This window comes from Streptomyces sp. NPDC046712 (assembly GCF_040645695.1).
In the GTDB taxonomy this organism is placed as follows: Bacteria; Actinomycetota; Actinomycetes; order Streptomycetales; family Streptomycetaceae; genus Streptomyces.
Genome location: NZ_JBEYYW010000013.1, coordinates 154,840 through 178,216, shown reverse-complemented (window position 1 = coordinate 178,216; position 23,377 = coordinate 154,840). Strand labels below are relative to the sequence as shown.

General features: G+C 70.2%; 24 protein-coding genes and 1 tRNA gene. 12 read left to right on the top strand and 13 right to left on the bottom strand.

Annotated elements, in window-relative coordinates; genetic code table 11:
- Positions 1–45: 45 nt before the first annotated feature.
- The 3 genes from ABZ939_RS19180 to ABZ939_RS19170 all read right to left on the bottom strand — a co-directional run bounded on the left by ABZ939_RS19180 (position 46) and on the right by ABZ939_RS19170 (position 2,828).
- Positions 46–684 (bottom strand): endonuclease, encoded by a 639-nt coding sequence (locus ABZ939_RS19180; RefSeq protein WP_361856079.1) that lies wholly within the window; start codon positions 682–684, stop codon positions 46–48.
- Between the two features lie 174 nt (positions 685–858).
- Positions 859–1,812, bottom strand: a complete 954-nt coding sequence (locus ABZ939_RS19175; RefSeq protein ID WP_361856077.1) for an NmrA/HSCARG family protein — start codon at positions 1,810–1,812, stop codon at positions 859–861.
- Positions 1,813–1,895: 83 nt separating this feature from the next.
- Positions 1,896–2,828 carry an oxidoreductase gene (locus ABZ939_RS19170; protein WP_361856074.1) on the bottom strand — a complete coding sequence of 311 codons (933 nt, stop codon included), beginning with the start codon at positions 2,826–2,828 and terminating at the stop codon, positions 1,896–1,898.
- 79 nt (positions 2,829–2,907) lie between these two features.
- Between ABZ939_RS19170 and ABZ939_RS19165 the strand changes: the two genes are divergently transcribed.
- Positions 2,908–3,501 carry a TetR/AcrR family transcriptional regulator gene (locus ABZ939_RS19165; RefSeq protein ID WP_361856071.1) on the top strand — a complete coding sequence of 198 codons (594 nt, stop codon included), beginning with the start codon at positions 2,908–2,910 and terminating at the stop codon, positions 3,499–3,501.
- 280 nt (positions 3,502–3,781) lie between these two features.
- On the opposite strand, the gene ABZ939_RS19160 is transcribed toward ABZ939_RS19165, so the two are convergent.
- Positions 3,782–3,855, bottom strand: a tRNA-Pro gene (locus ABZ939_RS19160).
- An 86-nt stretch (positions 3,856–3,941) separates the two neighbouring features.
- Complete coding sequence (locus ABZ939_RS19155) at positions 3,942–4,880, bottom strand: metallophosphoesterase (protein ID WP_361856069.1); 939 nt, start codon at positions 4,878–4,880, stop codon at positions 3,942–3,944.
- A 73-nt stretch (positions 4,881–4,953) separates the two neighbouring features.
- Here ABZ939_RS19155 and ABZ939_RS19150 point away from each other — a divergent pair, with 73 nt between their 5' ends.
- Positions 4,954–5,418: a GatB/YqeY domain-containing protein gene (locus ABZ939_RS19150; protein ID WP_361856066.1), complete on the top strand. Its 465-nt coding sequence runs from the start codon at positions 4,954–4,956 to the stop codon at positions 5,416–5,418.
- 73 nt (positions 5,419–5,491) lie between these two features.
- Here ABZ939_RS19150 and ABZ939_RS19145 read toward each other — a convergent pair whose 3' ends face one another.
- The gene (locus tag ABZ939_RS19145) at positions 5,492–7,723 is read right to left on the bottom strand and encodes a transglycosylase domain-containing protein (protein WP_361856063.1); all 2,232 of its coding nucleotides are present in this window, start codon (positions 7,721–7,723) and stop codon (positions 5,492–5,494) included.
- Positions 7,724–7,968: 245 nt separating this feature from the next.
- On the opposite strand from ABZ939_RS19145, the gene ABZ939_RS19140 reads away from it, so the two are divergent.
- Positions 7,969–9,234 carry a transposase gene (locus ABZ939_RS19140; protein ID WP_361856060.1) on the top strand — a complete coding sequence of 422 codons (1,266 nt, stop codon included), beginning with the start codon at positions 7,969–7,971 and terminating at the stop codon, positions 9,232–9,234.
- A 441-nt stretch (positions 9,235–9,675) separates the two neighbouring features.
- Positions 9,676–10,020, top strand: coding sequence for a WhiB family transcriptional regulator (locus ABZ939_RS19135; protein ID WP_026058363.1), 345 nt, complete (start codon positions 9,676–9,678; stop codon positions 10,018–10,020).
- Positions 10,021–10,107: 87 nt separating this feature from the next.
- Here the strand turns inward: ABZ939_RS19135 and ABZ939_RS19130 are convergent, their stop codons facing one another.
- Complete coding sequence (locus ABZ939_RS19130; RefSeq protein WP_361856186.1) at positions 10,108–11,376, bottom strand: ArsA family ATPase; 1,269 nt, start codon at positions 11,374–11,376, stop codon at positions 10,108–10,110.
- 98 nt (positions 11,377–11,474) lie between these two features.
- Positions 11,475–12,437, bottom strand: coding sequence for an ArsA-related P-loop ATPase (locus ABZ939_RS19125; RefSeq protein WP_361856058.1), 963 nt, complete (start codon positions 12,435–12,437; stop codon positions 11,475–11,477).
- A 72-nt stretch (positions 12,438–12,509) separates the two neighbouring features.
- Here ABZ939_RS19125 and ABZ939_RS19120 point away from each other — a divergent pair, with 72 nt between their 5' ends.
- The 5 genes from ABZ939_RS19120 to ABZ939_RS19100 all read left to right on the top strand — a co-directional run bounded on the left by ABZ939_RS19120 (position 12,510) and on the right by ABZ939_RS19100 (position 16,005).
- Positions 12,510–12,668, top strand: a complete 159-nt coding sequence (locus tag ABZ939_RS19120) for a DUF4177 domain-containing protein (protein ID WP_017947820.1) — start codon at positions 12,510–12,512, stop codon at positions 12,666–12,668.
- Positions 12,668–13,138 (top strand): RidA family protein, encoded by a 471-nt coding sequence (locus ABZ939_RS19115; RefSeq protein WP_361856055.1) that lies wholly within the window; start codon positions 12,668–12,670, stop codon positions 13,136–13,138. Before ABZ939_RS19120 ends, ABZ939_RS19115 begins: the two co-directional genes overlap by 1 nt.
- 91 nt (positions 13,139–13,229) lie before the next feature.
- The gene (locus tag ABZ939_RS19110; protein WP_361856052.1) at positions 13,230–14,096 is read left to right on the top strand and encodes an NUDIX hydrolase; all 867 of its coding nucleotides are present in this window, start codon (positions 13,230–13,232) and stop codon (positions 14,094–14,096) included.
- The gene (locus ABZ939_RS19105; protein WP_361856050.1) at positions 14,093–14,923 is read left to right on the top strand and encodes an MBL fold metallo-hydrolase; all 831 of its coding nucleotides are present in this window, start codon (positions 14,093–14,095) and stop codon (positions 14,921–14,923) included. The genes ABZ939_RS19110 and ABZ939_RS19105 overlap by 4 nt, the downstream gene beginning before the upstream one ends.
- Positions 14,924–15,120: 197 nt before the next feature.
- Positions 15,121–16,005: a prohibitin family protein gene (locus tag ABZ939_RS19100; RefSeq protein WP_361856047.1), complete on the top strand. Its 885-nt coding sequence runs from the start codon at positions 15,121–15,123 to the stop codon at positions 16,003–16,005.
- A 74-nt stretch (positions 16,006–16,079) separates the two neighbouring features.
- On the opposite strand, the gene ABZ939_RS19095 is transcribed toward ABZ939_RS19100, so the two are convergent.
- Positions 16,080–16,754: a Crp/Fnr family transcriptional regulator gene (locus ABZ939_RS19095; protein WP_015034542.1), complete on the bottom strand. Its 675-nt coding sequence runs from the start codon at positions 16,752–16,754 to the stop codon at positions 16,080–16,082.
- A 184-nt stretch (positions 16,755–16,938) separates the two neighbouring features.
- On the opposite strand from ABZ939_RS19095, the gene nth reads away from it, so the two are divergent.
- From nth to ABZ939_RS19080, 3 genes are read left to right on the top strand one after another with little or no spacing between them, the layout of a single operon-like run.
- Positions 16,939–17,970: an endonuclease III gene (nth, locus tag ABZ939_RS19090; protein WP_361856044.1), complete on the top strand. Its 1,032-nt coding sequence runs from the start codon at positions 16,939–16,941 to the stop codon at positions 17,968–17,970.
- A gap of 47 nt (positions 17,971–18,017) precedes the next feature.
- Positions 18,018–18,761: a CoA pyrophosphatase gene (locus ABZ939_RS19085; RefSeq protein WP_361856041.1), complete on the top strand. Its 744-nt coding sequence runs from the start codon at positions 18,018–18,020 to the stop codon at positions 18,759–18,761.
- A 54-nt stretch (positions 18,762–18,815) separates the two neighbouring features.
- The gene (locus ABZ939_RS19080) at positions 18,816–20,015 is read left to right on the top strand and encodes a MarP family serine protease (RefSeq protein WP_361856038.1); all 1,200 of its coding nucleotides are present in this window, start codon (positions 18,816–18,818) and stop codon (positions 20,013–20,015) included.
- 56 nt (positions 20,016–20,071) lie between these two features.
- On the opposite strand, the gene ABZ939_RS19075 is transcribed toward ABZ939_RS19080, so the two are convergent.
- The 4 genes from ABZ939_RS19075 to nhaA form a co-directional block, all read right to left on the bottom strand.
- Positions 20,072–20,260, bottom strand: coding sequence for a hypothetical protein (locus ABZ939_RS19075; RefSeq protein ID WP_361856035.1), 189 nt, complete (start codon positions 20,258–20,260; stop codon positions 20,072–20,074).
- A gap of 100 nt (positions 20,261–20,360) precedes the next feature.
- A complete protein-coding gene (locus ABZ939_RS19070) occupies positions 20,361–21,296 on the bottom strand; it encodes an alpha/beta hydrolase (RefSeq protein ID WP_361856032.1) in 936 nt (311 codons plus the stop codon).
- On the bottom strand, positions 21,293–21,769 hold the full coding sequence (locus ABZ939_RS19065) for a phage holin family protein (protein WP_361856029.1): 477 nt from the start codon (positions 21,767–21,769) through the stop codon (positions 21,293–21,295). The genes ABZ939_RS19070 and ABZ939_RS19065 overlap by 4 nt, the downstream gene beginning before the upstream one ends.
- Positions 21,770–21,806: 37 nt before the next feature.
- A complete protein-coding gene (gene nhaA, locus ABZ939_RS19060) occupies positions 21,807–23,162 on the bottom strand; it encodes a Na+/H+ antiporter NhaA (protein ID WP_361856183.1) in 1,356 nt (451 codons plus the stop codon).
- Positions 23,163–23,377 lie beyond the last annotated feature (215 nt).

Below are 23,377 nucleotides of genomic sequence, written 5' to 3'. Positions count from 1 at the left end.
CCGCTTGATCGACATCCCGCCCCCGGATGGCCTCTTCCGCCGCCCTCACGCGGCCCGCAGCTCCTCCGTCGCGCTCTTGGACAGGCTGACGCGCACCAGGGCGGCCGCCAGTCGGGCCAGGTCCTCCGGCGGCACCAGCTCCGCGAGGCCGCTCGAGGTGCGGGGAAGCCCGAGGTCGGCGGCGGCCGAGCGGGAGCGTTCGTCGAAGAACGGTCGCAACTCCGGCCATACGGCCTGGACTTCCCGGCAGAAGATGTCGGCGCCCACCGGCCCGATGCGGGGCACCTCCTGCAACAGCCCGCGCAGCTCTGCCGTATCGCCTCCGGCCTGCTCACGCAGTCTGCGCAGATCGCCGTGGAAGCGGTCGAGCAGCAGCTCCGCACCGTCGCCCAGCGCGGTCGCGGTGCTCTCGTCGTAGCGGACGTAGTGAGCCCGCCCGAGGGCGTCGACGCGCTCCTGCCAGCCGGAGTCCGCCATGGCCCGTGGCGTCCGCAGCCCCGCCGCGAACAGCTCCCGGGCGGCGGCGGTGGCCGTCTCGGCCCTGATCCGGATCGAGCACAGGACGGTGAGTACGAGCAGTTGGTACAGCGGGGCGGGCTTGTCGTGCAGGGTGATGCCGGCTTCGTCGGCATAGGTCCGCCCGTGTTCCCGCAGTAGCCTGGTGATCACTTCGGAGGTGTCCATCGGAGCACTCCTTCGCTCGTCATCCGCGGTGGAGGCGGTCCGCCGCCGCCCCGAGCGAGCGGGGCCGCGGGGCGGGGCTCCAGGGGTCGTCCTCGAGGAGCGGGTCCGCGTCGGCGAGGGTCCACCGGCGCGCGTCGAGAGCCTTTCTGCGGTGCTCATCCCGTCCTCCCGGCGTCACATCAGGGCGGTGCGCAGCCGGTCACGGTGGGCGGCGAGCCAGGTGGCGAAGTTCTGCAGTGCGGGGTTGAGATTCCGGACGGCGACGAGGTCGCGGGCCGCGGTGAACTGGTGCTCGCAGTCCGCGTAGTACTGGAACATGTTTCCCGCCTCGTCCGCGCCGGGGAATCCCTGCGCGCGCCACTCGTCCGGGGTCAGGGGCCGGTACCGCACCGGTTCGCCGAGCGTTTCGGTGAGAGCCGCGGCCATGTCGGCGACCGTGAGGTGCTCGCCGGCGATGCTGACCGTGGCGGCGATGAGGTCGGTGCCGCGCCGGAAGACGGCCAGGGAGGTCTTCCCGATGTCCTCGACGGCGATACCGGAGAGCCTGCTCCCGCCCATCGGAAGCGTCAGCCAGAGCGCGCCGTCCGCGGCATGCTGCGGCGCGAACGAACCGAGCAGGTTCTCCCAGTAGAACGTGGTGCGCAGGAACGTCGTCGGTACGGCCTCCTCGGTGAAGTAGTGGTCCGCCTCCGCCTTGCCGTCGAAGTGGGGCACCTTGTACCGCTCCTGGAGCGTGGGCATCCGGTCGTCGTCGAGGGGGATGCACGCGCGCGTGTCCTCCAGCGTGGACCAGATCGCGTGCTGGACGCCGGCGTGCGAGGCGGCCCGCGCGACCGCGTGGGCCTGGGTCTTCTCCCGTTCCGCGGACATGTGCTCCCAGAAGTTCGTCACGACGAAGGCGCCGTACGCGTGCTCGAAGGCCGGGGTGAGGCTGGACTCGTCGTCCATGTCGGCCCGGACGACCTCGACGCCCAGCCGCTTCAGCTCCCCGGCCGGTTCCCCGTCCGGGTGACGGGTGACGGCCCGGACCACGAACTCGCTCTCCCGGTCCGCCAGGATCGCCCGCACGAGACTGCCACCCTGTCGACCGGTCGCGCCGATCACCGTGATGATCTTCTTCTCGATCATGATCGATTCGCCTCGCAGCCGCCTCCTTCGGCGCGTTCCCGGCGTACTCACATGTATGCGTCAGGGCTCGGGGGCCGTACGGGTCAGGCCGTCGCTGCTGATGCGACGGCGGCCGGTTCGGGGAACGGGACGCCGGTGAGCGCCGCGGACACGGTCCACAGTCGTCGGGCGGATTCAGGGTCGCTGGCCGCCGCCGAGCGGCTGACCAGAGTGGGGGCGCCGCGCGTTTCGAACATGCCGTCGGGGCCGACGTAGCTCGCGCCCGGCAGGTCCTGGACGGCGGCGTACAGGGTCGGCAGGGCGCCGGCCCGGCTGTCCTGGGCGACGAGCCGGTTGCCCAGCCGGAGGAAGGCGCCACGCAGGAAGTTGGCGTCGTGGCTCTGGAGGTTGGTGGCGGCCCAGCCGGGGTGTGCGGCCAGTGCCCGTACGGACGAGCCCGCCTCGGTGAGCCGGCGCTGGAGCTCCAGGGTGAAGAGCAGGTTGGCGAGCTTGGACTGGCTGTAGGCGGTCATGGGGCTGTACGCGCCGGCCAGGTCGAGGTTGTCGAAGTGGATGCGGGTGCCGCCCGGGAACTTGTGCGCGGCGGACGACAGGGTCACCACGCGGTCGGTGACGTGCGGCAGCAGCAGGTTGGTCAGGGCGAAGTGGCCCAGGTGGTTGGTGCCGAACTGCATCTCGAAGCCGTCCTTGGTGCGGGCCTCGGGGACGTTCATGACGCCTGCGTTGTTGATGAGCAGGTCCAGGTCGCCGTCCCAGCCGGCGGCGAACTCGCGTACGGAGGAGAGGTCGGCCAGGTCGAGCCGGCGCACCTCCACGCTGCCCCGTACGGTCCGGGCCGCGGCCTCGCCGCGCGTGGTGTCCCGTACCGCGAGGACGACGTGGGCGCCCGCACCGGCCAGCGCCGCGACGGTGGCGAGGCCGAGTCCGCTGTTGGCGCCGGTCACGACGGCGGTGCGGCCGGTCTGGTCGGGGATGTCGGTGGTGTTCCAGGGCGGGGTGGTCAGGTTCTTTGCCATGGGTCCAATGTAGGCGGTGATAACAATGTATGCAACGCCAACAATGTGGGCGGTGCTCACGTCGAGCTAGGGTGAGGAGGTGAAGAACCGCCCCTACCACCACGGAGACCTCCCCGCCGCGCTGCTCGCACGTGCCGAGCAGACGCTGCGCGAGAAGGGGGTGGGCGCCCTGTCGCTGCGGGAACTGGCCCGCGACATCGGGGTGAGCCCCGCCGCGCCCAGCCGCCACTTCAAGACCAAGCAGGTCCTGCTGGACGCCCTGGCCCTGGCCGGCTTCGAGCGGCTCGGCGCGACCATCGCGGCCTCCCAGGAGGGCCTCGGCGAGTCGTTCGCCGAACGCCTGGACGCCGTGGCCCGCGCCTACGTGGACTTCGCCACGACCAACGCCGCGCTGCTCGACCTGATGTTCTCGGTCAAGCACAGCCCGGAGGCGTCGGAGGCCCTGGGCGCGGCGGCCCACCGCTGGTCCGAGCAGGTCCTCGAACTGATCGCCGAGGGCCAGCGCAGGGGCGAGGTACGGGAGGGGCCGCTCGAACGCGTCGCCCTGCCGGTCTTCTCCGCACTCCACGGCTACGCGGGCCTCGCGGTGAGCGGCATGCTGCCCCCCGAGATGAGCCGCCACGGCCTCGACGACGTGATCGCCTCCACCCTGCGGGGCTGCGCACCGGAGTAGTACCGCCCAATCTCACGGGGGCGCACGGCGCCGGGCGATGGGCACCCAAGGTGAGGGCGTTGGAGGCAAGGCAGCCGGCCTGGGCCCGCCGACGAACTCGGCTCGCCGCTCGGCGCGGTGCCCGAATTCCGACGGGCCGGGTTTTCTTGTGTGCCGCCGGGATGATTCTTGATTTTCCGGCGTTTCATCGGGTGCGCAGCGCCGTCGGGGAAAGCTACCGGGAACGCAGGAAGGGCCTGATCCGCTCTGCGGATCAGGCCCTTGACCTGGTCTTACGAAGTCGGGGTGGCGGGATTTGAACCCACGACCTCTTCGTCCCGAACGAAGCGCGCTGCCAAGCTGCGCTACACCCCGATGTCGCTGCTCTGTTCTGCACGTCGCGGCGACATCGATTACTTTAGCCCACCCGCGGCCTGAGACGAAATCCGGTTTCGCGGCCGTCAGCCGCGCGCCGTCAAGGTCAGCAGCGTCGCCTCCGGCGGGCAGGCGAAGCGCACCGGGGTGAACCGGTTCGTGCCGCAGCCGGCCGAGACATGGAGGAAGGAGGTCCGGCCCTCCACCGTGTGCGTGGAGAGACCCTTCACCCGGTCCGTGTCCAGGTCGCAGTTGGTCACCAGGGCGCCGTAGAAGGGGACGCACAGCTGGCCGCCGTGCGTGTGGCCCGCCAGGATCAGCCCGTAGCCGTCCGCCGTGAAGGCGTCCAGGGTGCGCAGATACGGGGCGTGGACCACGCCCATCGAGAAGTCCGCCGTCACGTCCGGGCCGCCCGCCACCCGCTCGTACCGGTCCCGCTTGATGTGCGGGTCGTCCAGGCCGGTGAAGGCCACCTCGAGATCGGGCAGCTTCAGCCGGCCGCGGGTGTTCGTCAGATTCACCCAGCCCGCCTCGTCGAAGGCGTCCCGCAGCCCCTCCCACGGGTTGTGCACCGCGCCCACCACCGGCGCGTTGCCGTTGAGGCCGTGACGGCCCTGGGCCTTCTCCAGGAGATAGCGGGCGGGGTTGCGCAGCCGCGGCCCGTAGTAGTCGTTGGAGCCGAAGACGTACACGCCCGGGAACTCCATCAGCGGCCCGAGCGCGTCCAGGACCTCCGGCACCGCGTCCGTGTCCGAGAGGTTGTCGCCCGTGTTGACGACGAAGTCCGGGCGCAGCCCCGCGAGCTTCTGCAGCCATGCCCGCTTCTTGTGCTGGCCGCAGACCATGTGGATGTCGGAGACCTGAAGGACCCGCAGATCCCGCATGCCGCGCGGGAGTACGGGCACCGTCACCCGGCGGAGACGGAACGAGCGGGCCTCGAAGCCCGCCGCGTAGACGAGTCCGGCCGCCGCCGTCGCCGTAAGACCTGCCGTGATCTTCAGGGGGATCCCGTACCGTGCGCGCATCCCCCCATCGTCGCAGACCCGATGGAGGGAAATGCGCGGGCGGGCAGGATGGGGCACCTGACACACTTGGGGCATGACCACGCTCAAGGCCAAGCTTCAGGACGACCTCAACGCCGCCATCAAGGAGCGCGACGAGCTGCGCTCCTCGACGCTCCGGCTCACCCTCGCCGCGATCACCAAGGAGGAGGTCGCGGGCAAGACCAAGCGCGAACTCTCCGACGACGAGGTGCAGAAGGTGATCGCCAAGGAGGCGAAGAAGCGCCGCGAGGCCGCGGACGCCTTCGCCCAGGGCGGCCGCGCCGAGTCGGCCGAGCGGGAGAAGGCCGAGGGCGTCATCCTCGACGCGTACCTGCCCAAGCAGCTGAGCGACGACGAGCTGGAGCAGATCGTCGCGGCGGCCGTCGCCGAGGCCAAGGGCGCCGGCGCCGAGGGGCCGCGCGCCATGGGCGCCGTCATGAAGATCGTGAACCCGAAGGTCGCCGGGCAGGCCGAGGGCGGGCGCGTCGCGGCCGCCGTGAAGAAGCTGCTCGCGGGCTGAGTCTCCCTACCCACGACCGAGGGCGCCTCCCGCCGTGCGGGAGGCGCCCTCGCTCATGTCCTGCCGGCCGGTCCTACCGGCCGTTTCCGTTGCCGCCGCCGCGACCACCCTGACCGCCGCCGATCAGATCCGGCGGGATCGTGATGCCCGGGAACGGGCTGTCGCCCTCGTCGCCCCCCGGCCTGTTGTCGTCGCGGGGCTTGCCCTTGTCCTTCTCCTTGTCCTCCGGGTTCTCGCCGCGCGGGACGGAGATGGGCGCGAAGGACGGCGTCTCGGAGGCGTTCAGCGCCCCGGTCATCGCGATCTTCCAGATCGGGCCCGGCAGGCAGCCACCGCAGACCTTGTCGTAGTACTGGCCGCCGATGGTGATGTCGTACATCGACTGCTTCTCGCCGACGTCGTCACCGACCCACACCGCCGTGGACAGGTTCGGGGTGTAGCCGACGAACCAGGCGTCCTTGCGGTCGTTCGTCGTACCCGTCTTGCCGGCGTTGTCGCGGTCGCTCAGACCCGCCTTCGTACCGGTGCCGTCCTCGACGACGCCCTTCAGCATCTGGTTGATCATGTCCGCGGTGCGCTCGCTCATCGCCCGCGAGCACTCCGTCTGAGGCACCTTCAGACGCTCGCCGTTCGCCGTCTTGATCGACTCGATGGCGACCGGGGTGCAGTACGTGCCGCGGTTGGCGAAGGTGGAGTACACCGCCGCCATGTCGAGCGGGGTGGCCTCGATCGCGCCGAGCGTGATGGAGGGGCTTTCCTTGATCTTCTTGCCCAGCTCCCGCTCGTACCCGACCTTCTTCGCCATCTGGACCGTCTCGCACAGACCGGCCATCTGCTCCAGCTTGGCGAAGTACGTGTTGATGGACTTGCCGAGCGCGCTCGTCATGTCCCAGGTGCCGGTCTCGGACTTGAGCTCGTTGCCGACCTTCCAGTCGGTGTATCCCGCCGGCTGTCCGTCGCAGCGGGTGTACGAGTTCTCCGGAATGGTGATCTCGTACCCGGAGCTGAACGACTGCGCCGGGCTGAGCCCCTTCTCCAGGGCCGCCGCAGCCGTGATCGGCTTGAACGTCGAACCGACCTGGAAACCGTAGGTCGTGCCGCCCATCTTGCTGCCGACGGCCAGGTTGAGCGTGGTCTGATGCTGCTTCTGGTCCAGGCCGTACGGCCGGGACTGGCCCATCGAGAGGATCTTGCCGCTGCCCGGCTGGACCTGGACCACCGAGGCGGCGACCTTGTCGTCCTCGTTGATCTTCGCGACGGCCGCCTTGTTGGCCGCCTCCTGCGCACGCGGGTCGAGCGTGGTCCGGATGGTCAGACCGCCCAGGTTCCACAGCTTCTGCCGCTCCTCGACCGTCTTGCCGAAGACCGGGTCGCTGAGGATCGTCTTGCGGACGTAGTCGCAGAAGAACCCGGCGCCGTCGACGGCGGTGATGCAGCCGTTCTTCGGCGCCTTCACCTTCAGCTTGATGGGCGCGGCCTTCGCCCGGTCCGCCTCCGCCTGGCTGATGTCCTTCACGTCGGCCATCCGCTGGAGCACCACGTTGCGGCGCTTGGTGGCTTCCTGGAGATCGTTGACCGGGTCGTAGCGGCTCGGCGACTGGACGAGGCCGGCCATCATCGCGGCCTCCTCCAGCTTCAGGTCGGCGGCGGGCTTGGAGAAGTAGCGCTGGGACGCCGCCTCGATGCCGTAGGCCTGCTGGCCGAAGAAGGTGATGTTCAGGTAGTTCTCGAGGATCTTCTTCTTCCCCAGCTCCTCCTCGACCTGGATCGCGTACTTCAGTTCGCGCACCTTGCGGCCGATGGTCTGCTGGGTGGCCTGGGCGACCTTCTCGGGGTCGTCACCGGCCTCCTCGACGAAGACGTTCTTCACGTACTGCTGCGTGAGCGTCGAGGCGCCCTGGGCCACGCCGCCCGACTGGGCGTTGCGGTTGATCGCGCGCAGCACGCCCTTGAGGTCGATCGCTCCGTGCTCGTAGAAGCGCGAGTCCTCGACCGCGACGATCGCCTTCTGCATGTACGGAGAGATCTTCTCCAGCGGCACGACCTTCCGGTCGCGCGAGTACACGGTGGCGAGGTGGCCGCCCTCGGAGTCGAGGATCGTGGTGCGCTGACTCAGCGGCGGCGTCTTGAGGTTGGACGGGATTTCGTCGAATCCCTCGACCGTGCCCTTGGCGGCCAGTCCGAGCGCTCCGGCCGCGGGCAGGGCGATGCCTGCCAGCACGGCTCCGGAGAGCACACTGACACCGAGGAACTTGGCGGCCTGCTGGGTCCCGGTCAGACCTCCGCCCGAGCGCTTCTTTGGCATGGGGGCAGCCTAATCCGTAGTTATGAGCGATCCGCAGGAGCAGGGGCTTCTCGGAGCGTTCGAGTACCAGACCGTGACACTCGGGAGGCGGTCGGTGCCGCATGCCTCCAGTGATCACGCCATACGGGTACTCGACGAGGGAAACCACGACTGCGTGCAGGTTGCAGCCAATATGCGTCGAACCACGACATCGCCGCCGTCGGCATGCCGCGGTGATCTAGCTTCGGGGTGTGAGGCGGCATGCGATGGTGAAGCGGCAGTTCGGGCACCGCGCCCGGCTGGTCCTGACGCCTGCGCAGGTCCGGCTCGCCGATGAGCAGGCGCACGCGGCCCGCACGATGTGGAATCTGCTGCACGAGTGGTGGACGGTCCTCCCGCGGGAGCGTCGGTCGCTGGCCGCCGCCGATGCGGCGATTCGGCAGGCCCGCAAGGAGATCGACTGGCTCGGCGTCCTGCCCGCCCAGGCCGCGCAGGCGGTACTGAAGACGTACTTCCAGGCATGGAAGAACTGCTGGGAGGGCCGGGCCGGCGAGCCGGGCTTCAAGGCCCGCTGCCGCACGGTGATGTCGGTGGACGTCCCGCAGGGACGGGACCTGAACATCTCCCGTGTGCACCGCCGGTGGGGGATGGTCACCATCCCCAAGCTCGGCCGGGTCCGCTTTCGCTGGACGAAGGATCTCCCCGTCGGCAAACGCGCCGACCAGCAGAACCGGATCACAGGGGCTCGACTGGTCAAGGACGCGCTCGGCTGGCACGTCGCCTTCCGCATCCAGACCTACGATTCCGCCCCCGAGCCGCACGCGGGCCCCGAGGTCGGCATCGACGTCGGCATCGGTGTCCCGCTTGCGCTCTCCGACGGGGCCACGCACGACCACGGCGAATGGCTGACCGAGAAGGAACGGGCGACACTGCTCCGGCTGGAGCGACGGGCCGCCTGCCGCAAGGCCTGCCGCCGGCGCGGGGAGAAGACCTCCCGACGTCTGCGGCGCACCTACGACCGGATCCAAGGGCTTCGAGCGAGAGCCAAGCGCAGGCACCTGGACTGGCAGCACAAGACCACCACCGACATCGCCAGGAAGTACGGCACTGTCGTGGTGGAGGCATTGAAGATCACGAACATGACCAGGTCCGCCAAGGGCACCGCGGATTCCCCAGGGAAGAACGTCGCGCAGAAGTCCGGCCTCAACCGCTCCATCCACGCACAGGCGTGGGGCCGAACGGTCGAGCAACTGGCATACAAGACCTCCCGCCAGGGCGGGACGCTGGTGAAGGTGCCCGCGCCGGGAACCTCCCGGCGCTGCTCGGTCTGTGGATCCACCACGCCGGGCAGCCGGGAGTCCCAGGCCGTGTTCGTGTGCAAGAACCCCGACTGCGGCTGGGCCGGCAACGCCGACCACAACGCTTCGAGGAACGTCCTGCACCTCTACCGGATGGGCCTCACGCTCGTCCCGGCTGCCGGGAGGGCAGTCGTCAGGCGCGCACGCCGCGTCAAGCCCGCCACCGCAAGGTAGGCAGGAATCTCCCGGCCACGGCCGGGAGAACACTTCACGTTCTCATTCGCCGGACACACGTATATGCCTTGGCCTAAGCTGCTCTCAACTGTCACAGCAGTGTGGTTCTGCATCAAGACCCGGGCGTGACATCGGCATGAATTCCCTTGACCCCGAAGCCTGGGAACCCATGCCCGATTCCGCCCCATGCGTCACTCGACGCCCCAAGTGGCTCCGTCACAGTCGGGCGAACTGTACCGGTTCGCCGGTTTCGACACGCATGTCCTCCGGTCACTCCCCTGGGTGATCTGCCGCGTACGCATAGTCCGTTCGGGCCATTCAAGATTGGGCCCGAAGGGGGTGTTGCGCTGTGCCCACCTTCCGTAACGTCACCAACTGGCAGCGGTGAATATGCCGCTACCGCCGTGGGGGAGCCTCGATTCGGGAGAGGACGGCGCCGGTATGGGCTGGGTAGCTGACTGGAGTGCGCAGGCGGCCTGCCGCACTACCGATCCGGATGAACTTTTCGTGCAGGGAGCGGCACAGAACAGGGCGAAGGCGGTGTGCACCGGATGCCCGGTGCGGACCGAGTGCCTGGCCGACGCCCTGGACAACCGTGTGGAGTTCGGTGTGTGGGGCGGCATGACGGAGCGCGAGCGCCGTGCCCTGCTGCGCCGGCGGCCGACCGTCACCTCGTGGCGGCGACTGCTCGAGACGGCGCGCACGGAGTACGAGCGGGGAGCGGGTCTGCTGCCCGTGGCGATGGAGGACGACGCGACGTACGAGGCGTACGCGGCGGTGGGCTGACCCCCGCCGGCACGCGACGTACGAGGCGTACGACACATACGAGACCTACGCGGCGGCGGCTTACGCCCCCGCCGGCGTTCGTACAGCTCAGGCCGACGGTATCCGTCCGGCCGTGAGCCGGTCACCGATGGCCCGCAGCCCTGCGAGATCGTGTACGTCGCCGGGCAGGGCGGCCACTTCGGCCACAGCCACCTCGGGGTGGAGCGCCGTGAAGCGGTCACGCGTGCGCTGTTCGCGCGCGAGCACCTGCATCCGCTCGGCATGGAGACGGAGCAGTCCTGCGGTCAACTGCTGAATGTCGTGTGTGGCGGGGTCGGCTGTGGGGGCAGCCTCGTCGTGCGAAGAACGTGCGGCGGCGGTGGCGGTGTCTGACGGCTCGGCGGGTGTGGCTCGGGAGCCACGAACACCAGTCTTCCCGCCCGTCTGATCGACAATGCGCCCCTCGTCAAGATTTTCCGCGGCGGCCCGTGCCCGCTCGGCCGACAGCCGGGCGGCGCCACTGCCGTGGACGCGATTGAGGACGAGGCCGGCCAGCGGCATCTCCTCGGCGGCCAGCCGCTCCACGAAGTAGGCGGCCTCGCGCAGCGCGTCCCGCTCCGGCGTGGCCACCACGAGGAACGCCGTGCCCGGGGCCTGGAGCAGCTTGTACGTCGCGTCCGCCCGGGTCCGGAAGCCGCCGAACATCGTGTCCATCGCGGCCACGAAGGTCTGCACGTCCTTCAGGAACTGACCGCCCAGCAGCTTCCCCAGGGTCCCGGTCATCATCGACATGCCGACGTTGAGGAACTTCATCCCCGCCCGGCCGCCCATCTTCGCCGGGGTCATCAGCAGCTTGATGAACTTCCCGTCCAGGAAGGAACCGAGCCGCTTCGGCGCGTCCAGGAAGTCGAGCGCCGAACGGGACGGGGGCGTGTCGACGACGATCAGGTCCCACTCGTCGCGGGCCCGCAGCTGCCCGAGCTTCTCCATCGCCATGTACTCCTGCGTACCGGCGAAACCGGCCGACAGGGACTGGTAGAAGGGGTTCTCCAGAATCGCCCGGGCCCGCTCGGCGTCCGCGTGCGCCTCGACGATCTCGTCGAAGGTCCGCTTCATGTCGAGCATCATCGCGTGCAGTTCTCCGCCGTCGGAACCTTTGATGCCGTCGACCTTCCGGGGGATGTTGTCGAGCGAGTCGATCCCCATCGACTGGGCCAGCCGGCGCGCCGGGTCGATCGTCAGTACGACGACCTTGCGGCCCCGTTCGGCCGCCCGTACGCCGAGGGCCGCCGCAGTGGTCGTCTTGCCGACCCCGCCGGCGCCGCAGCAGACGATGATCCGCGTGCCCAGATCGTCGATGAGCGGATCCAGGTGCAGAACGGGAGCGGAGTCGAGCCCGTTCGCGCCGAGGGCGGAATCGAGCCCGTTCGCGACGGGCAAGGAGTCGGGACCGTTCACCGCGGCAGCCTTCTCCGTCACGCGCCCACCCCTTGCTTCCTCAGGTCCTTCGCCAGCCGGTACAGGCCCGCGATGTCCGCCCCGTCCCCGAGGAACGGGAGTTCGTACGTCGGTACGCCGAGCCCGGCGAGCACCGCCCGCTGCTCGCGCTCCAGCTCCACCCGCTGGGCGTGCTCGCCCGCCTGCTCCAGGAGCGGCTCGACCAGCTTCGTGCCGCCGGTGATTCCCGCGGCCGTCAGGGTCCTCGCGACCGCGTCCCGGTGGTCGCCGGAGGCGGCCCGTACCGCCGCCTCGTCGAGGACGTGCGGACGGACCATGTTCACGATGACCTCGCCCACCGGGAGTTCGGCATCGCGCAGCTCCGCGATGCCGTCCGCGGTCTCCTGGACCGGCATCTCCTCCAGCAGCGTCACCAGGTGCACCGCCGTCTCCGGGGACTTGAGCACCCGCATCACGGCCTGCGCCTGATTGTGTATCGGGCCGATCCGGGCCAAACCCGCCACCTCGTCGTTGACGTTGAGGAAGCGGGTGATCCGGCCGGTCGGGGGCGCGTCCATGACCACGTGGTCGTAGGTGTAACCGCCGTGCTTCTCGCGCCGGCGGACCGCCTCGCACGCCTTGCCGGTCAGCAGCACGTCCCGTACGCCCGGCGCTATCGTCGTCGCGAAGTCGATCGCGCCGAGCTTCTTCAGGGCCCGGCCCGCGCTGCCCAGTTTGTAGAACATCTGGAGGTAGTCGAGGAGCGCGCGCTCGGCGTCGATGGCCAGCGCGAACACCTCCCCGCCGCCCGGCGCGACGGCGATCTTGCGTTCCTCGTACGGAAGGGCCTCCGTCTCGAAGAGCTGTGCGATGCCCTGTCTGCCTTCGACCTCGACGAGGAGGGTCCGCTTGCCCTCCGTCGCGAGGGCGAGCGCGAGGGCGGCGGCGACCGTCGTCTTACCGGTACCGCCCTTGCCGCTGACGACCTGGAGCCTGCTCACGTCATCGAGCCTAACCACTGGCGGCGAAGCCTAAGCAGGAGGCTGCCTGTGGCAGCGGATACAGTCGGCTCCATGACCAAGTGGGAATACGCGACCGTGCCCCTTCTCGTGCACGCGACGAAGCAGATTCTGGACACCTGGGGCGAGGACGGGTGGGAGCTCGTCCAGGTCGTTCCCGGCCCGAACAACCCCGAGCAGCTCGTGGCCTACCTGAAGCGGGAGAAGTCCTGATGAGCGGAGCCGTCGAGGCGAAGCTCGCCGAGCTGGGCCTGACCCTTCCGGCGGTCGTGCCTCCGCTGGCCGCCTACCAGCCGGCCGTGCAGTCCGGTGTGTACGTCTACACCTCGGGCCAGCTCCCGATGGTGGCGGGCAAGCTTCAGCTGACCGGCAAGGTCGGCGCCGAGGTCACCGCCGAGGAGGCCAAGGAGCTCGCGGCGACCTGTGCGCTGAACGCGCTCGCGGCCGTGAAGTCGGTCGCCGGTGACCTGGACCGGATCAAGCGGGTCGTGAAGGTCGTCGGCTTCGTCGCCTCGGCCCCCGACTTCACCGGTCAGCCGGGCGTCATCAACGGCGCCAGCGAGCTGCTGGGCGCGGTCCTCGGCGACAAGGGCGTGCACGCGCGCAGCGCGGTGGGTGTCGCGGTGCTGCCGCTGGACGCCCCGGTCGAGGTCGAGGTCCAGGTGGAGCTCGTCCAGGACTGACCGTCCGTCCGTACGTTCGTCAAGAGCCGGTTCTCCCGTCCAGGGGGAATCGGCTCTCGTGCGTACGAGTAGTTGCGCATACCATCCGGCCATGTCGAATGGTCAGTGGTACCCCCCGGAATGGCCCGACCGCATCCGCGCCCTGGCCGCGGGCGAGCTCACCCCCGCGACACCCAGGCGGGCGGCGACCGTCCTGCTGCTGCGCGACGGCGCCGAGGGGCCGAGCGTCCACATGCTGCGGCGGCGCGCCTCCATGGCCTTCGCGGGCGGTGCGTACGCGTATCCCGGCGGCGGCGTCGACCCGAGGGACGAGCACCCCGTGCGCTGGGCGGGCCCGTCCCTGGAGAGCTGGGCCGAGCGCCTCGGCGTCACGGGTACGGAAGAGGCGCAGGCGATCGTCTGCGCGGCCGTGCGCGAGACCTTCGAGGAGGCGGGCGTGCTGCTCGCCGGGGAGACCGCCGATTCCGTGGTCGGTGACACGACGGGCGACGACTGGGAGAAGGACCGCGAGGCGATGGTCGCCCGCGAGCTGTCCTTCGCCGACTTCCTCGACCGGCGCGGTCTGGTGCTGCGGTCGGATCTGCTCGGCGCGTGGGCGCGGTGGATCACGCCGGAGTTCGAGCCCAGGCGGTACGACACCTGGTTCTTCGTGGCCGCGCTTCCGGCCGGTCAGCGCACGCGCGACGTCTCGACCGAGGCGGACCGCACGGTCTGGATCCGCCCGGCGGAGGCGGCGGCCGGCTACGACCGGGGCGAGCTGATGATGATGCCGCCGACGATCTCGACCCTGCGGGGTCTCGAACGCTTCGGCACGGCCGCCGAGGCGCTGGCCACCGCCGGGGAGCAGGACCTGACTCCCGTACTCGCGCAGGCGCGCCTGGACGGGGACGCGCTGATCCTGAGCTGGCCGGGCCACGACGAGTTCACCAAGCACATCTCCACGGGAGGGACGTCATGAGCGACGCCGCCGCGCTGCCCGGGCAGCCCCGGGGCGGGGTGCTCTCGGGCCCCGCGACCGAACGCGCCGTCAACGTCCTCGCGCCGAATCCGTCCGCGATGACCCTCGACGGCACCAACACCTGGATCGTCTCCGAGCCGGACTCCGACCTCGCCGTGGTCATCGACCCGGGTCCGCTCGACGACGGCCACCTGAGGCATGTCGTCGAGACCGCGGCGAAGCTCGGCAAGCGGGTCGCGCTCACGCTGCTGACGCACGGCCACCCCGACCACGCCGAGGGCGCGGGCCGGTTCGCCGAGCTGACGGGGACGCATGTGCGGGCCCTGGACCCGGCTCTGCGGCTCGGCGACGAGGGGCTGTCCGCCGGGGACGTGGTCACGGTCGGCGGTCTGGAGCTGCGGGTGGTGCCGACGCCGGGCCACACCTCGGACTCGCTCTCGTTCCACCTCCCCGCCGACCGGGCCGTCCTGACGGGCGACACGATCCTCGGGCGCGGCACGACGATCGTCGCCCACCCCGACGGGCGGCTCGGCGACTACCTGGACTCGCTGCGCCGGCTGCGCTCGCTCACGGTCGACGACGGGGTCCACACGGTGCTGCCGGGCCACGGCCCGGTCCTGGAGGACGCGCAGGGCGCGGTGGAGTTCTACCTCGCGCACCGGGCGCACCGGCTCGCCCAGGTGGAGACGGCCGTCGAGAGCGGCCACCGGACCGCCTCGGAGGTCGTCGCCCATGTGTACGCGGACGTGGACCGCTCTCTCTGGCCGGCCGCCGAACTGTCCGTACGGGCCCAGCTGGAGTACCTGCGGGAGCACGGACTGATCTGACGGACCACCCCGGCGGGCCGATCCGGCGGCGCACGGGCTGCCCGTACGAGCGGAGGCGGAGGCCCCCGATCGAGCCGATCGGGGGCCTCTCCATGGCCGCCGCGGACCACCCGGTGCAGGGTCACCCCGAGAATTCGATCTTTTGGCCTGTGCTTTACGCTCCGCTTACTTGTGCCGTAGCTCTCGGGGGAATGCCCATGTTCTTCATAGCCGTCCTGCTGCTCATCGCCGCAGCGGTCCTGTTCTTCATCGGTCGCAGCAACGACACGCGCGGGCTGAAGCTGGGCGCCCTCGGTGCCCTCATCGCGGGTGTCTTCTCGCTGCTGGGCTCCACCCTCTACGTCGTCAGCGCGTACGAGGTCGGCGTCCCGGTCGCGTTCGGCAAGGTGGGCACCCCGATGACCTCGGGCATGCACCTCAAGTCGCCGTTCACGGACGTCACGACCTTCTCGACCCGCCCCGTCGACCTCAACCTCTCCGACAAGGACGTGGTCGAGGTCCGCTCCTCGCAGGGCGGTGTGATGTACGCCGAGGTGACCGTGAAGTGGGCCGTGACGCCCGCCAAGGCGGTCGAGCTCTACCGGCTCGCCGGCAGCGAGGACGCCATCCAGCAGCGCCTGGTCTACCCCGACAGCCGGGAGATCGTCCGCAACGTCTTCGCCCGCTACACGAGCGAGCAGGGCTACGCCACGGACCGCGAGAAGATCAACGCCGAGATCGGCTCCCTGATCAAGGAGCGCCTCGCCCCGCGCGGCATCGCCGTCACCACGGTCAACCTGCGCAATGTGAAGCCGTCGGACGCCCTCCAGGGCCAGATCGACCGCAAGATCCAGCAGCAGCAGGCCACCGAGCGCGCCACCGAGGCCGCCCGTACGGCCAAGGCCGAGGCCGACCGGCGCCGTATCGAGGCCGAGGGCATCGCCCGCGCCAACAAGATCCTCAACGACTCGCTGACCGACAAGGTCCTGATGAACCAGTGCATCGACGCGTACAAGGAGGCCGCGGCGAAGAACCCGGTGTACGCGGTTCCGTGCGGCGGCGGCAACGGGAACCCGCTGATCGTGGACGGCACGAAGCGGTAACCGACCGTCCTGGGAGTACGAGAAGGGCCGCCCCGGTTCGACCGGGGCGGCCCTTCTCGTACATACGACGGTGCTTACCGCGAGCGCTTCGCGAGGCGCTCCACGTCCAGCAGGATCACGGCGCGCGCCTCCAGGCGCAGCCAGCCGCGCTGGGCGAAGTCCGCCAGGGCCTTGTTGACCGTCTCGCGGGAGGCGCCGACCAGCTGGGCGAGCTCCTCCTGGGTGAGGTCGTGCACGACGTGGATGCCCTCCTCGGACTGCACGCCGAAGCGGCGCGACAGGTCGAGGAGCGCGCGGGCGACACGGCCCGGAACGTCGGAGAAGACCAGGTCGGACATCTGGTCGTTGGTCTTGCGCAGCCGGCGGGCGACCGCGCGCAGCAGGGCGGTGGCCACCTCGGGGCGGGCGTTCAGCCATGGCTGGAGGTCACCGTGGCCCAGGCCCAGCAGCTTGACCTCGGTCAGCGCGGTCGCGGTGGCGGTGCGCGGGCCCGGGTCGAACAGGGACAGCTCACCGATGAGCTCGCCGGGGCCGAGGACGGCCAGCATGTTCTCGCGACCGTCGGGCGAGGTGCGGTGGAGCTTCACCTTGCCCTCGGTCACCACGTACAGGCGGTCGCCGGGGTCGCCCTCGTGGAAGAGCGCGTCGCCACGGGCGAGCGTCGCTTCACTCATCGAGGCGCGCAGCTCCGCGGCCTGCTCGTCATCGAGCGCCGCGAAGAGCGGGGCGCGCCGCAGAACGTCGTCCACGAGTTCTCTCCTATGTCGACCTGCTCAGGGGACCTTGATCCCATGATGCCGGACGCACAAAACAGTGCGATCAATCACAACAAGTTTGACGTACCGAACCACTCCTCCGTACGTCAGGGGCCCGATTGGGTCGCGATCGGCCGTGCCCAGGGCGGATGTCGGTGGTGGCCCTTAGGCTGGCCGAGTGTCCAACTCGCCGGTGAGAGCGCAGGCCAAGGGGGCTGGAAGAGTGTCGGCCAAGGGTAATTCCGCTGTGGGCGAACAGGGTGCGCCGAAACGGGCGAATGCCGCAAAACGCCCAACGAAGGCCACCTCGAAGGCCACGCCGAAGGCGAAGGCCGCTCCCGCCGCGGCCGCGAAAACCACTCCGAAGGCGGCCCCGAAGACCGTGAAGGCAGCTCCGAAATCAGCGAAACCGGAATCCCGGCTCGCGATGGTCCGCCGCGCCCGGAAGATCAACCGTGAGCTGGCCGAGGTCTATCCGTACGCCCACCCAGAACTGGACTTCCGGAACCCCTTCGAGCTGCTCGTCGCCACAGTCCTCTCCGCCCAGACCACCGACCTGCGGGTCAACCAGACCACCCCCGCGCTCTTCGCGAAGTACTCGACCCCCGAGGACCTGGCCGCCGCCGTCCCCGAGGAGGTCGAGGAGCTGATCCGGCCCACCGGCTTCTTCCGCGCCAAGACCAAGTCGATCATGGGCCTCGCCACGGCCCTCAGGGACGACTTCGGGGGCGAGGTCCCCGGCCGCCTCGACGACCTGGTGAAACTGCCCGGAGTGGGCCGCAAGACCGCCTTCGTCGTCCTCGGCAACGCCTTCGGAGTGCCGGGCATCACCGTCGACACCCACTTCATGCGCCTCGCCCGCCGCTGGAAGTGGACCGAGGGCGACGACCCCGTGAAGATCGAGGCGGAGATCGCCGAGATCTTCCCCAGGAGCGAGTGGACGATGCTCTCGCACCGGGTGATCTTCCACGGCCGCCGGATCTGCCACGCCCGCAAGCCCGCCTGCGGCGCCTGCCCGATCGCCCCGCTCTGCCCGGCGTACGGGGAGGGCGAGACCGACCCGGAGAAGGCGAAGAAGCTCCTGAAGTACGAGAAGGGCGGCTTCCCCGGCCAGCGCCTCAACCCGCCCCCGGACTACCCGGGCCGCCCGGCCGCCCCCGCCCCCGGCGTGGCCCCGGGGGCCGAGGGAGCCGAGGGGGCCGGGGCATGAGGGAACGAACGCACACACCGATCGCGTTGTGAATCACGGGGGTGCCTATGACGCGCACTGAAGAGACTGAAGAGATCGACAAGACCGAGGCGTACACCGGGGACTCGACCCACGGCGTCGGGACCGGCGGCCTGCTGAGCCGGGACGGCCTGCCGGACTGGCTCGCCCCCGTCGACCGCGCCGCCCGCGGTGTCGCGCCCGAGCAGCTCAGCCGCTTCCTGCCGCCCGCGAGCGGCGCCGGCCGCCAGTCCGCCGTCCTCATCCTCTTCGGCGAGGGCGAGCGCGGACCCGAGCTGCTGCTCATGGAGCGCTCCGGCTCCCTGCGCTCGCACGCCGGGCAGCCCTCCTTCCCCGGTGGCGCCCTCGACCCCGAGGACGGCGACCCGGCCGACGGCGGCCTGCTGCGGGCCGCGCTGCGCGAGGCCGAGGAGGAGACCGGCCTCGACCCCTCCGGCGTCCAGCTCTTCGGCGTGCTGCCCCAGCTGTACATCCCGGTCAGCGGCTTCGTCGTCACCCCCGTCCTCGGCTGGTGGCGCACTCCCAGCCCGGTCGGCGTGGTCGACCCCGCCGAGACCGCCCGGGTCTTCACCGTCCCCGTGGCGGATCTCACGGACCCGGCGAACCGCGCGACCACGGTCCACCCCAGCGGTCACCGGGGCCCCGCATTTCTTGTCGCATCCGCCCTGGTCTGGGGTTTTACGGCCGGAGTGATCGACCGGCTGCTCCACTACGCAGGCTGGGAGAGGCCCTGGGACCGGGCCAAGGAGGTCCCGCTGGACTGGCGCTCATGACAGGCTGACCTCCGGGCCCGGGCGACCGAAGACGAATCTGTGAGGCTATTGACGGTGAACGTGCTGGACATCTTGTTGCTGCTCGCCGCCGTGTGGTTCGCGATCATCGGTTATCGCCAGGGATTCGTGGTCGGCATCCTGTCGGTCGTCGGCTTCCTCGGCGGCGGCCTCGTCGCCGTCCTCCTGCTCCCGGTCATCTGGGACTGGCTGACGAACAACTCGCAGGTCTCCACCACGGCGACGGTCGTCTTCGTGGTCGTGGTGATCGTCTGTGCCTCGGTAGGCCAGGCCTTCACCACTCACCTCGGGAACAAGCTGCGCCGGCACATCACCTGGTCACCGGCGCGCGCCCTGGACGCCACCGGCGGCGCGCTGGTCAACGTGATCGCGATGCTGCTGGTCGCCTGGCTGCTCGGCTCCGCCCTCGCCCAGACCTCGATGCCCACGCTGGGCAAGGAGGTGCGCAACTCCAAGGTGCTCCTCGGGGTCGAGCGGGTGATGCCCGATCAGGCGTCCACCTGGTTCACGAACTTCACCTCGACGCTCGCCCAGAACGGCTTCCCGCAGGTCTTCAGCCCGTTCGCCAACGAGCCCATCACCGAGGTCCGGCCCCCGGACCCGGCGCTCGCCGGCAGCCCGGTCGCCGCCCGCGCCCAGCGCTCCATCGTCAAGGTCGTCGGTACGGCCCCGAGCTGCGGCAAGGTCCTCGAAGGCACCGGCTTCGTCTTCTCCGACCGCCGTGTCATGACCAACGCCCATGTCGTCGGAGGCGTCGACGAGCCGACCGTCCAGATCGGCGGCGAGGGCAAGCTGTACGACGCGAAGGTCGTCCTCTACGACTGGCAGCGCGACATCGCCGTCCTGGACGTGCCGAACCTGAACGCCGAGCCCCTGCAGTTCACCGACGAGGACGCCCGCAGCGGCGACAACGCGATCGTCGCGGGCTTCCCCGAGAACGGCTCGTACGACGTCCGCTCGGCGCGCGTCCGCGGCCGTATCAACGCCACTGGCCCGGACATCTACCACCGCGGTGAGGTGCGCAGGGATGTGTACTCGCTCTACGCGACGGTCCGTCAGGGCAACTCCGGCGGCCCGCTCCTCACCGCCGACGGCAAGGTGTACGGCGTGATCTTCGCCCGTTCGCTCGACGACGCGAACACCGGGTACGCGCTGACGGCGGACGAGATCCGGGACGACATCGTCCAGGGTCGCGCGGCCAACCAGCAGGTCGACAGCCAGGGGTGCGCGCTGTAGCCGAACGGACGAGTGCGGCCGGCCCCGGGATCGGTCCCGGCGGCCGGTCCCGGGAGTCAGTCCCGGGTGTGCCTGAGCCTGGCCGAGACCCAGCGGGCCCGGCGGCGCAGGATGCGGGGGATCCCGATCCCCTGCACGGGATGCGAGCGGCCCTGCTCCTGCGGGCCACCTCTCTCGTGGGTGCCCGGCCCAGCGGTCGAGCGGCGGTTGCGTGCTGTGTCACCGTAGTCGTGCGTCCAGCCCATACCCCGACGTCTGCCCGGGGCCCAAGGTCGGTAACCGCCCAGGGGCCCGCCAATTGGAGTATGCGCCGGGCACATGGCCGTTCGTAGAACGGGAGTCCGGTCAGCGGTCGGGCTCGGGGTCCTTGAGCCAGTTGATGAGCTCCGTGGAGAACGCCACCGGGTCCTCCTCGTGCGGGAAGTGCCCCAGCCCGTCGAACAGCCGCCAGCGGTACGGCGCTTCCACGTACTCGCCCGAACCCGCCGCGCTGCGCGTGCGCATCGCCGGGTCCATCGAGCCGTGCAGGTGCAGGGTGGGTACCCGCACCGGGCGCTTCATACGCCGGTTGAACTGGATTCCGTCCGGCCGTGCCAGGGAACGCACCATCCACCGGTACGGCTCGATCGAGCAGTGCGCGGTCGACGGGATGCACATCGCCCGCCGGTACACCGCGATCGCTTCCTCGTCCGGCAGCCCGGGGCCCGACCAGTCCTCGATCAGCTTCCCCACCAGCGCCCCCTCGTCCGCGACGAGCTGACGCTCCGGCAGCCACGGGCGCTGGAAGCCCCATACGTACGAACCGGCCCGCGACTGCGAGAAGTCGGAGAGCATCGCCGAACGCCAGCGGCGCGGGTGCGGCATCGAGGAGACCGCGAGCCGGCGGACGAGCTTCGGCCGCATCACGGCCGCGGTCCAGGCGAGATAGCCGCCCAGGTCGTGGCCGACCAGCGCCGCGTCCGGCTCGCCGAGGGAGCGGACGACGCCGGTGATGTCGAGCGCCAGGTTGGCGGGGTCGTAACCCCGGGGCGTACGGTCGCTGCCGCCCACGCCCCGCAGGTCCATCGCCACGGCCCGGAAGCCCGCGTCGGCGAGAGCGGGCAGCTGATGCCGCCAGGTCCACCAGAACTGCGGGAAGCCGTGCAACAGCAGCACGAGCGGCCCGTCGCCCATCTCGGCGATGTGGAAGCGCGCACCGTTCGCGGCCACGTCGCGGTGGGTCCAGGGGCCGTCGATCCGTACGGGACTGCCGCTGCCGTTGCTGCTCTCAGGGACGGTCATGCAGACGAGCGTCCCACAACGACGGCCTTGTCCTGGACCGTGGCGGGCAGCGCCGGCCGTTCGGGGCGGGGGTGCGGCTTGGCGTTCTGCAGGACCGCGGCGGTCCGCTTGGCCGAGGCGATGGACTTCTCCGGCGGCTTGACCTTCTTGAACTTGGCGTAGGCCATCAGCCCGAGCAGCCCCGCGAGCAGCACGTTCGCCGCGAAGGAGAGCAGGAAGCAGACCGAGATGTGCCAGTGGCTCCAGGCCTGGATGCCGTAGGCGAGCGCGAAGCTCAGCATCGGCAGCGAGAAGAGCAGCACCGTCGCCGCCGCACCACCGGCCGCCCCGCCCATCGCGCCGCGCTTGACGTCCTGTCGGATCTCGGCCTTGGCCAGGGCGATCTCGTCGTGCACCAGCGCGGACATCTCGGCGGTCGCCGAGGCGACCAGCTGACCGAGGCTGCGCTCGGTTCCGTTGACCGGGTCGCTCATCGCTGCTCCCTCTTCTCTTCTACGGTCCGACCTCAGATCATGCCGGACTGTCGGCGTCATCGCGCGATGCCCCCGCCACTTGGGCGCGCTCGCGGTGTTCCGCGGCCTTCTTCTCGTAGATCGCGGCCATCCGGAGGTGGTACTCCGGGTTGTCCTGCTCGTAGATGTCGGGGATGCCGTCCTCGTCCTCGTCACGCTCCTCCTCGGCGAGCAGCGCCTGGTACTTCCGGACGCGCAGCTTGAGCAGGACCGTCGCGAGCACGGCCGCGATCAGCGAGCCGACCAGGACGGCCGCCTTGACCTCCGAGGTCAGGGCCGCGTCTCCCTCGAAGGCCAGCTCGCCGATGAGCAGCGAGACGGTGAAGCCGATGCCGGCGAGCGAGGCGACGGCGAAGACGTCACCCCAGGCCAGATCCTCGTTGAGCTCCGCCCTGGTGAATCGGGCGGCCAGCCAGGTGCCGCCGAAGATGCCGAGCGCCTTGCCGACCACCAGGCCGAGGACGACACCGAGCGTGACCGGCTGGGTGAAGACGTCGCTCAGCGACTTCCCGGTGACCGTGACCCCGGCCGAGAACAGCGCGAAGAGCGGGACCGCCAGCCCGGCGGAGATCGGCCGGACCAGGTGCTCGATGTGCTCGCCGGGGGAGTGCTCCTCCCCCTCACGCCGGGTGCAGCGAAGCATCAGGCCCATGGCCACGCCGGCGATGGTGGCGTGGACGCCGCTGTTGTACATCAGGCCCCAGATGACCAGGGCGAGCGGGATGTAGACGTACCAGCCCCGGACGCCCTTGCGCAGCAGCAGCCAGAAGACGGCGAGGGCGGCGATGGCGCCGCCGAGGGCGGCGAAGTTCAGGTCGCTGGTGAAGAAGATCGCGATGATCAGGATCGCGAAGAGGTCGTCGACGACGGCGAGCGTCAGCAGGAAGGCGCGCAGCGCGGACGGCAGCGAGGTGCCGATGACGGCGAGCACGGCGAGCGCGAAGGCGATGTCGGTGGCGGTGGGCACGGCCCAGCCGTCCATCGAGCCGCCGCCGATGGCGTTGGTCAGGACGTAGACGAGCGCGGGCACGGCCATGCCGCAGATGGCGGCGATGACAGGGAGCGCGGCGGCCTTGGCGTCGCGCAGCTCGCCCGCGACGAGCTCGCGCTTGAGCTCGATGCCGGCGACGAAGAAGAAGATCGCGAGGAGCCCGTCGGCCGCCCAGTGCTGCAGGGAGAGGTCGAGCCCGAGGGCTTCGGGGCCTATGTGGAGGTCCTGCACCGTCTCGTAGCTGTCGCCGACGGGGGAGTTCGCCCAGACGAGTGCGGCGACGGCGGCCAGGAGCAGGAGCACGCCACCGACGGTCTCGGTGCGCAGCGCGTCGGCGACGAACCGCCGCTCGGGAAGCGGCATGAGGCCGAGGAACTTGCGGTCGGTGGGCGCGGGCACGGTGGGCAACCTCCGGTCGGTTTGGGCAGGGCGAAGCACATGCCGACCAGACTTCCCGGCGCACCTAGGTATTTCTGTCGCGTCTCTGACGCGATCTTTACTTTACCTAACGAGCCGGAGTTGTGTCCGGTGATCTTCACTTTAGGTACAAACGGCCCGCCGAGCCCGTTGTGGCATTC

Excerpts from the sequence above, each read along its gene's own strand:
- ABZ939_RS19180 (WP_361856079.1), bottom strand. The coding sequence starts at position 684 with ATGGACACCTCCGAAGTGATCACCAGGCTACTGCGGGAACACGGGCGG.
- ABZ939_RS19175 (WP_361856077.1), bottom strand. The coding sequence starts at position 1,812 with ATGATCGAGAAGAAGATCATCACGGTGATCGGCGCGACCGGTCGACAG.
- ABZ939_RS19170 (WP_361856074.1), bottom strand. The coding sequence starts at position 2,828 with ATGGCAAAGAACCTGACCACCCCGCCCTGGAACACCACCGACATCCCC.
- ABZ939_RS19155 (WP_361856069.1), bottom strand. The coding sequence starts at position 4,880 with ATGCGCGCACGGTACGGGATCCCCCTGAAGATCACGGCAGGTCTTACG.
- ABZ939_RS19150 (WP_361856066.1), top strand. The coding sequence starts at position 4,954 with ATGACCACGCTCAAGGCCAAGCTTCAGGACGACCTCAACGCCGCCATC.
- ABZ939_RS19145 (WP_361856063.1), bottom strand. The coding sequence starts at position 7,723 with ATGCCAAAGAAGCGCTCGGGCGGAGGTCTGACCGGGACCCAGCAGGCC.
- ABZ939_RS19140 (WP_361856060.1), top strand. The coding sequence starts at position 7,969 with ATGGTGAAGCGGCAGTTCGGGCACCGCGCCCGGCTGGTCCTGACGCCT.
- ABZ939_RS19135 (WP_026058363.1), top strand. The coding sequence starts at position 9,676 with ATGGGCTGGGTAGCTGACTGGAGTGCGCAGGCGGCCTGCCGCACTACC.
- ABZ939_RS19120 (WP_017947820.1), top strand. The coding sequence starts at position 12,510 with ATGACCAAGTGGGAATACGCGACCGTGCCCCTTCTCGTGCACGCGACG.
- ABZ939_RS19115 (WP_361856055.1), top strand. The coding sequence starts at position 12,668 with ATGAGCGGAGCCGTCGAGGCGAAGCTCGCCGAGCTGGGCCTGACCCTT.
- ABZ939_RS19110 (WP_361856052.1), top strand. The coding sequence starts at position 13,230 with ATGTCGAATGGTCAGTGGTACCCCCCGGAATGGCCCGACCGCATCCGC.
- ABZ939_RS19105 (WP_361856050.1), top strand. The coding sequence starts at position 14,093 with ATGAGCGACGCCGCCGCGCTGCCCGGGCAGCCCCGGGGCGGGGTGCTC.
- ABZ939_RS19100 (WP_361856047.1), top strand. The coding sequence starts at position 15,121 with ATGTTCTTCATAGCCGTCCTGCTGCTCATCGCCGCAGCGGTCCTGTTC.
- ABZ939_RS19085 (WP_361856041.1), top strand. The coding sequence starts at position 18,018 with ATGACGCGCACTGAAGAGACTGAAGAGATCGACAAGACCGAGGCGTAC.
- ABZ939_RS19075 (WP_361856035.1), bottom strand. The coding sequence starts at position 20,260 with ATGGGCTGGACGCACGACTACGGTGACACAGCACGCAACCGCCGCTCG.
- ABZ939_RS19070 (WP_361856032.1), bottom strand. The coding sequence starts at position 21,296 with ATGACCGTCCCTGAGAGCAGCAACGGCAGCGGCAGTCCCGTACGGATC.
- ABZ939_RS19065 (WP_361856029.1), bottom strand. The coding sequence starts at position 21,769 with ATGAGCGACCCGGTCAACGGAACCGAGCGCAGCCTCGGTCAGCTGGTC.
- nhaA (WP_361856183.1), bottom strand. The coding sequence starts at position 23,162 with ATGCCGCTTCCCGAGCGGCGGTTCGTCGCCGACGCGCTGCGCACCGAG.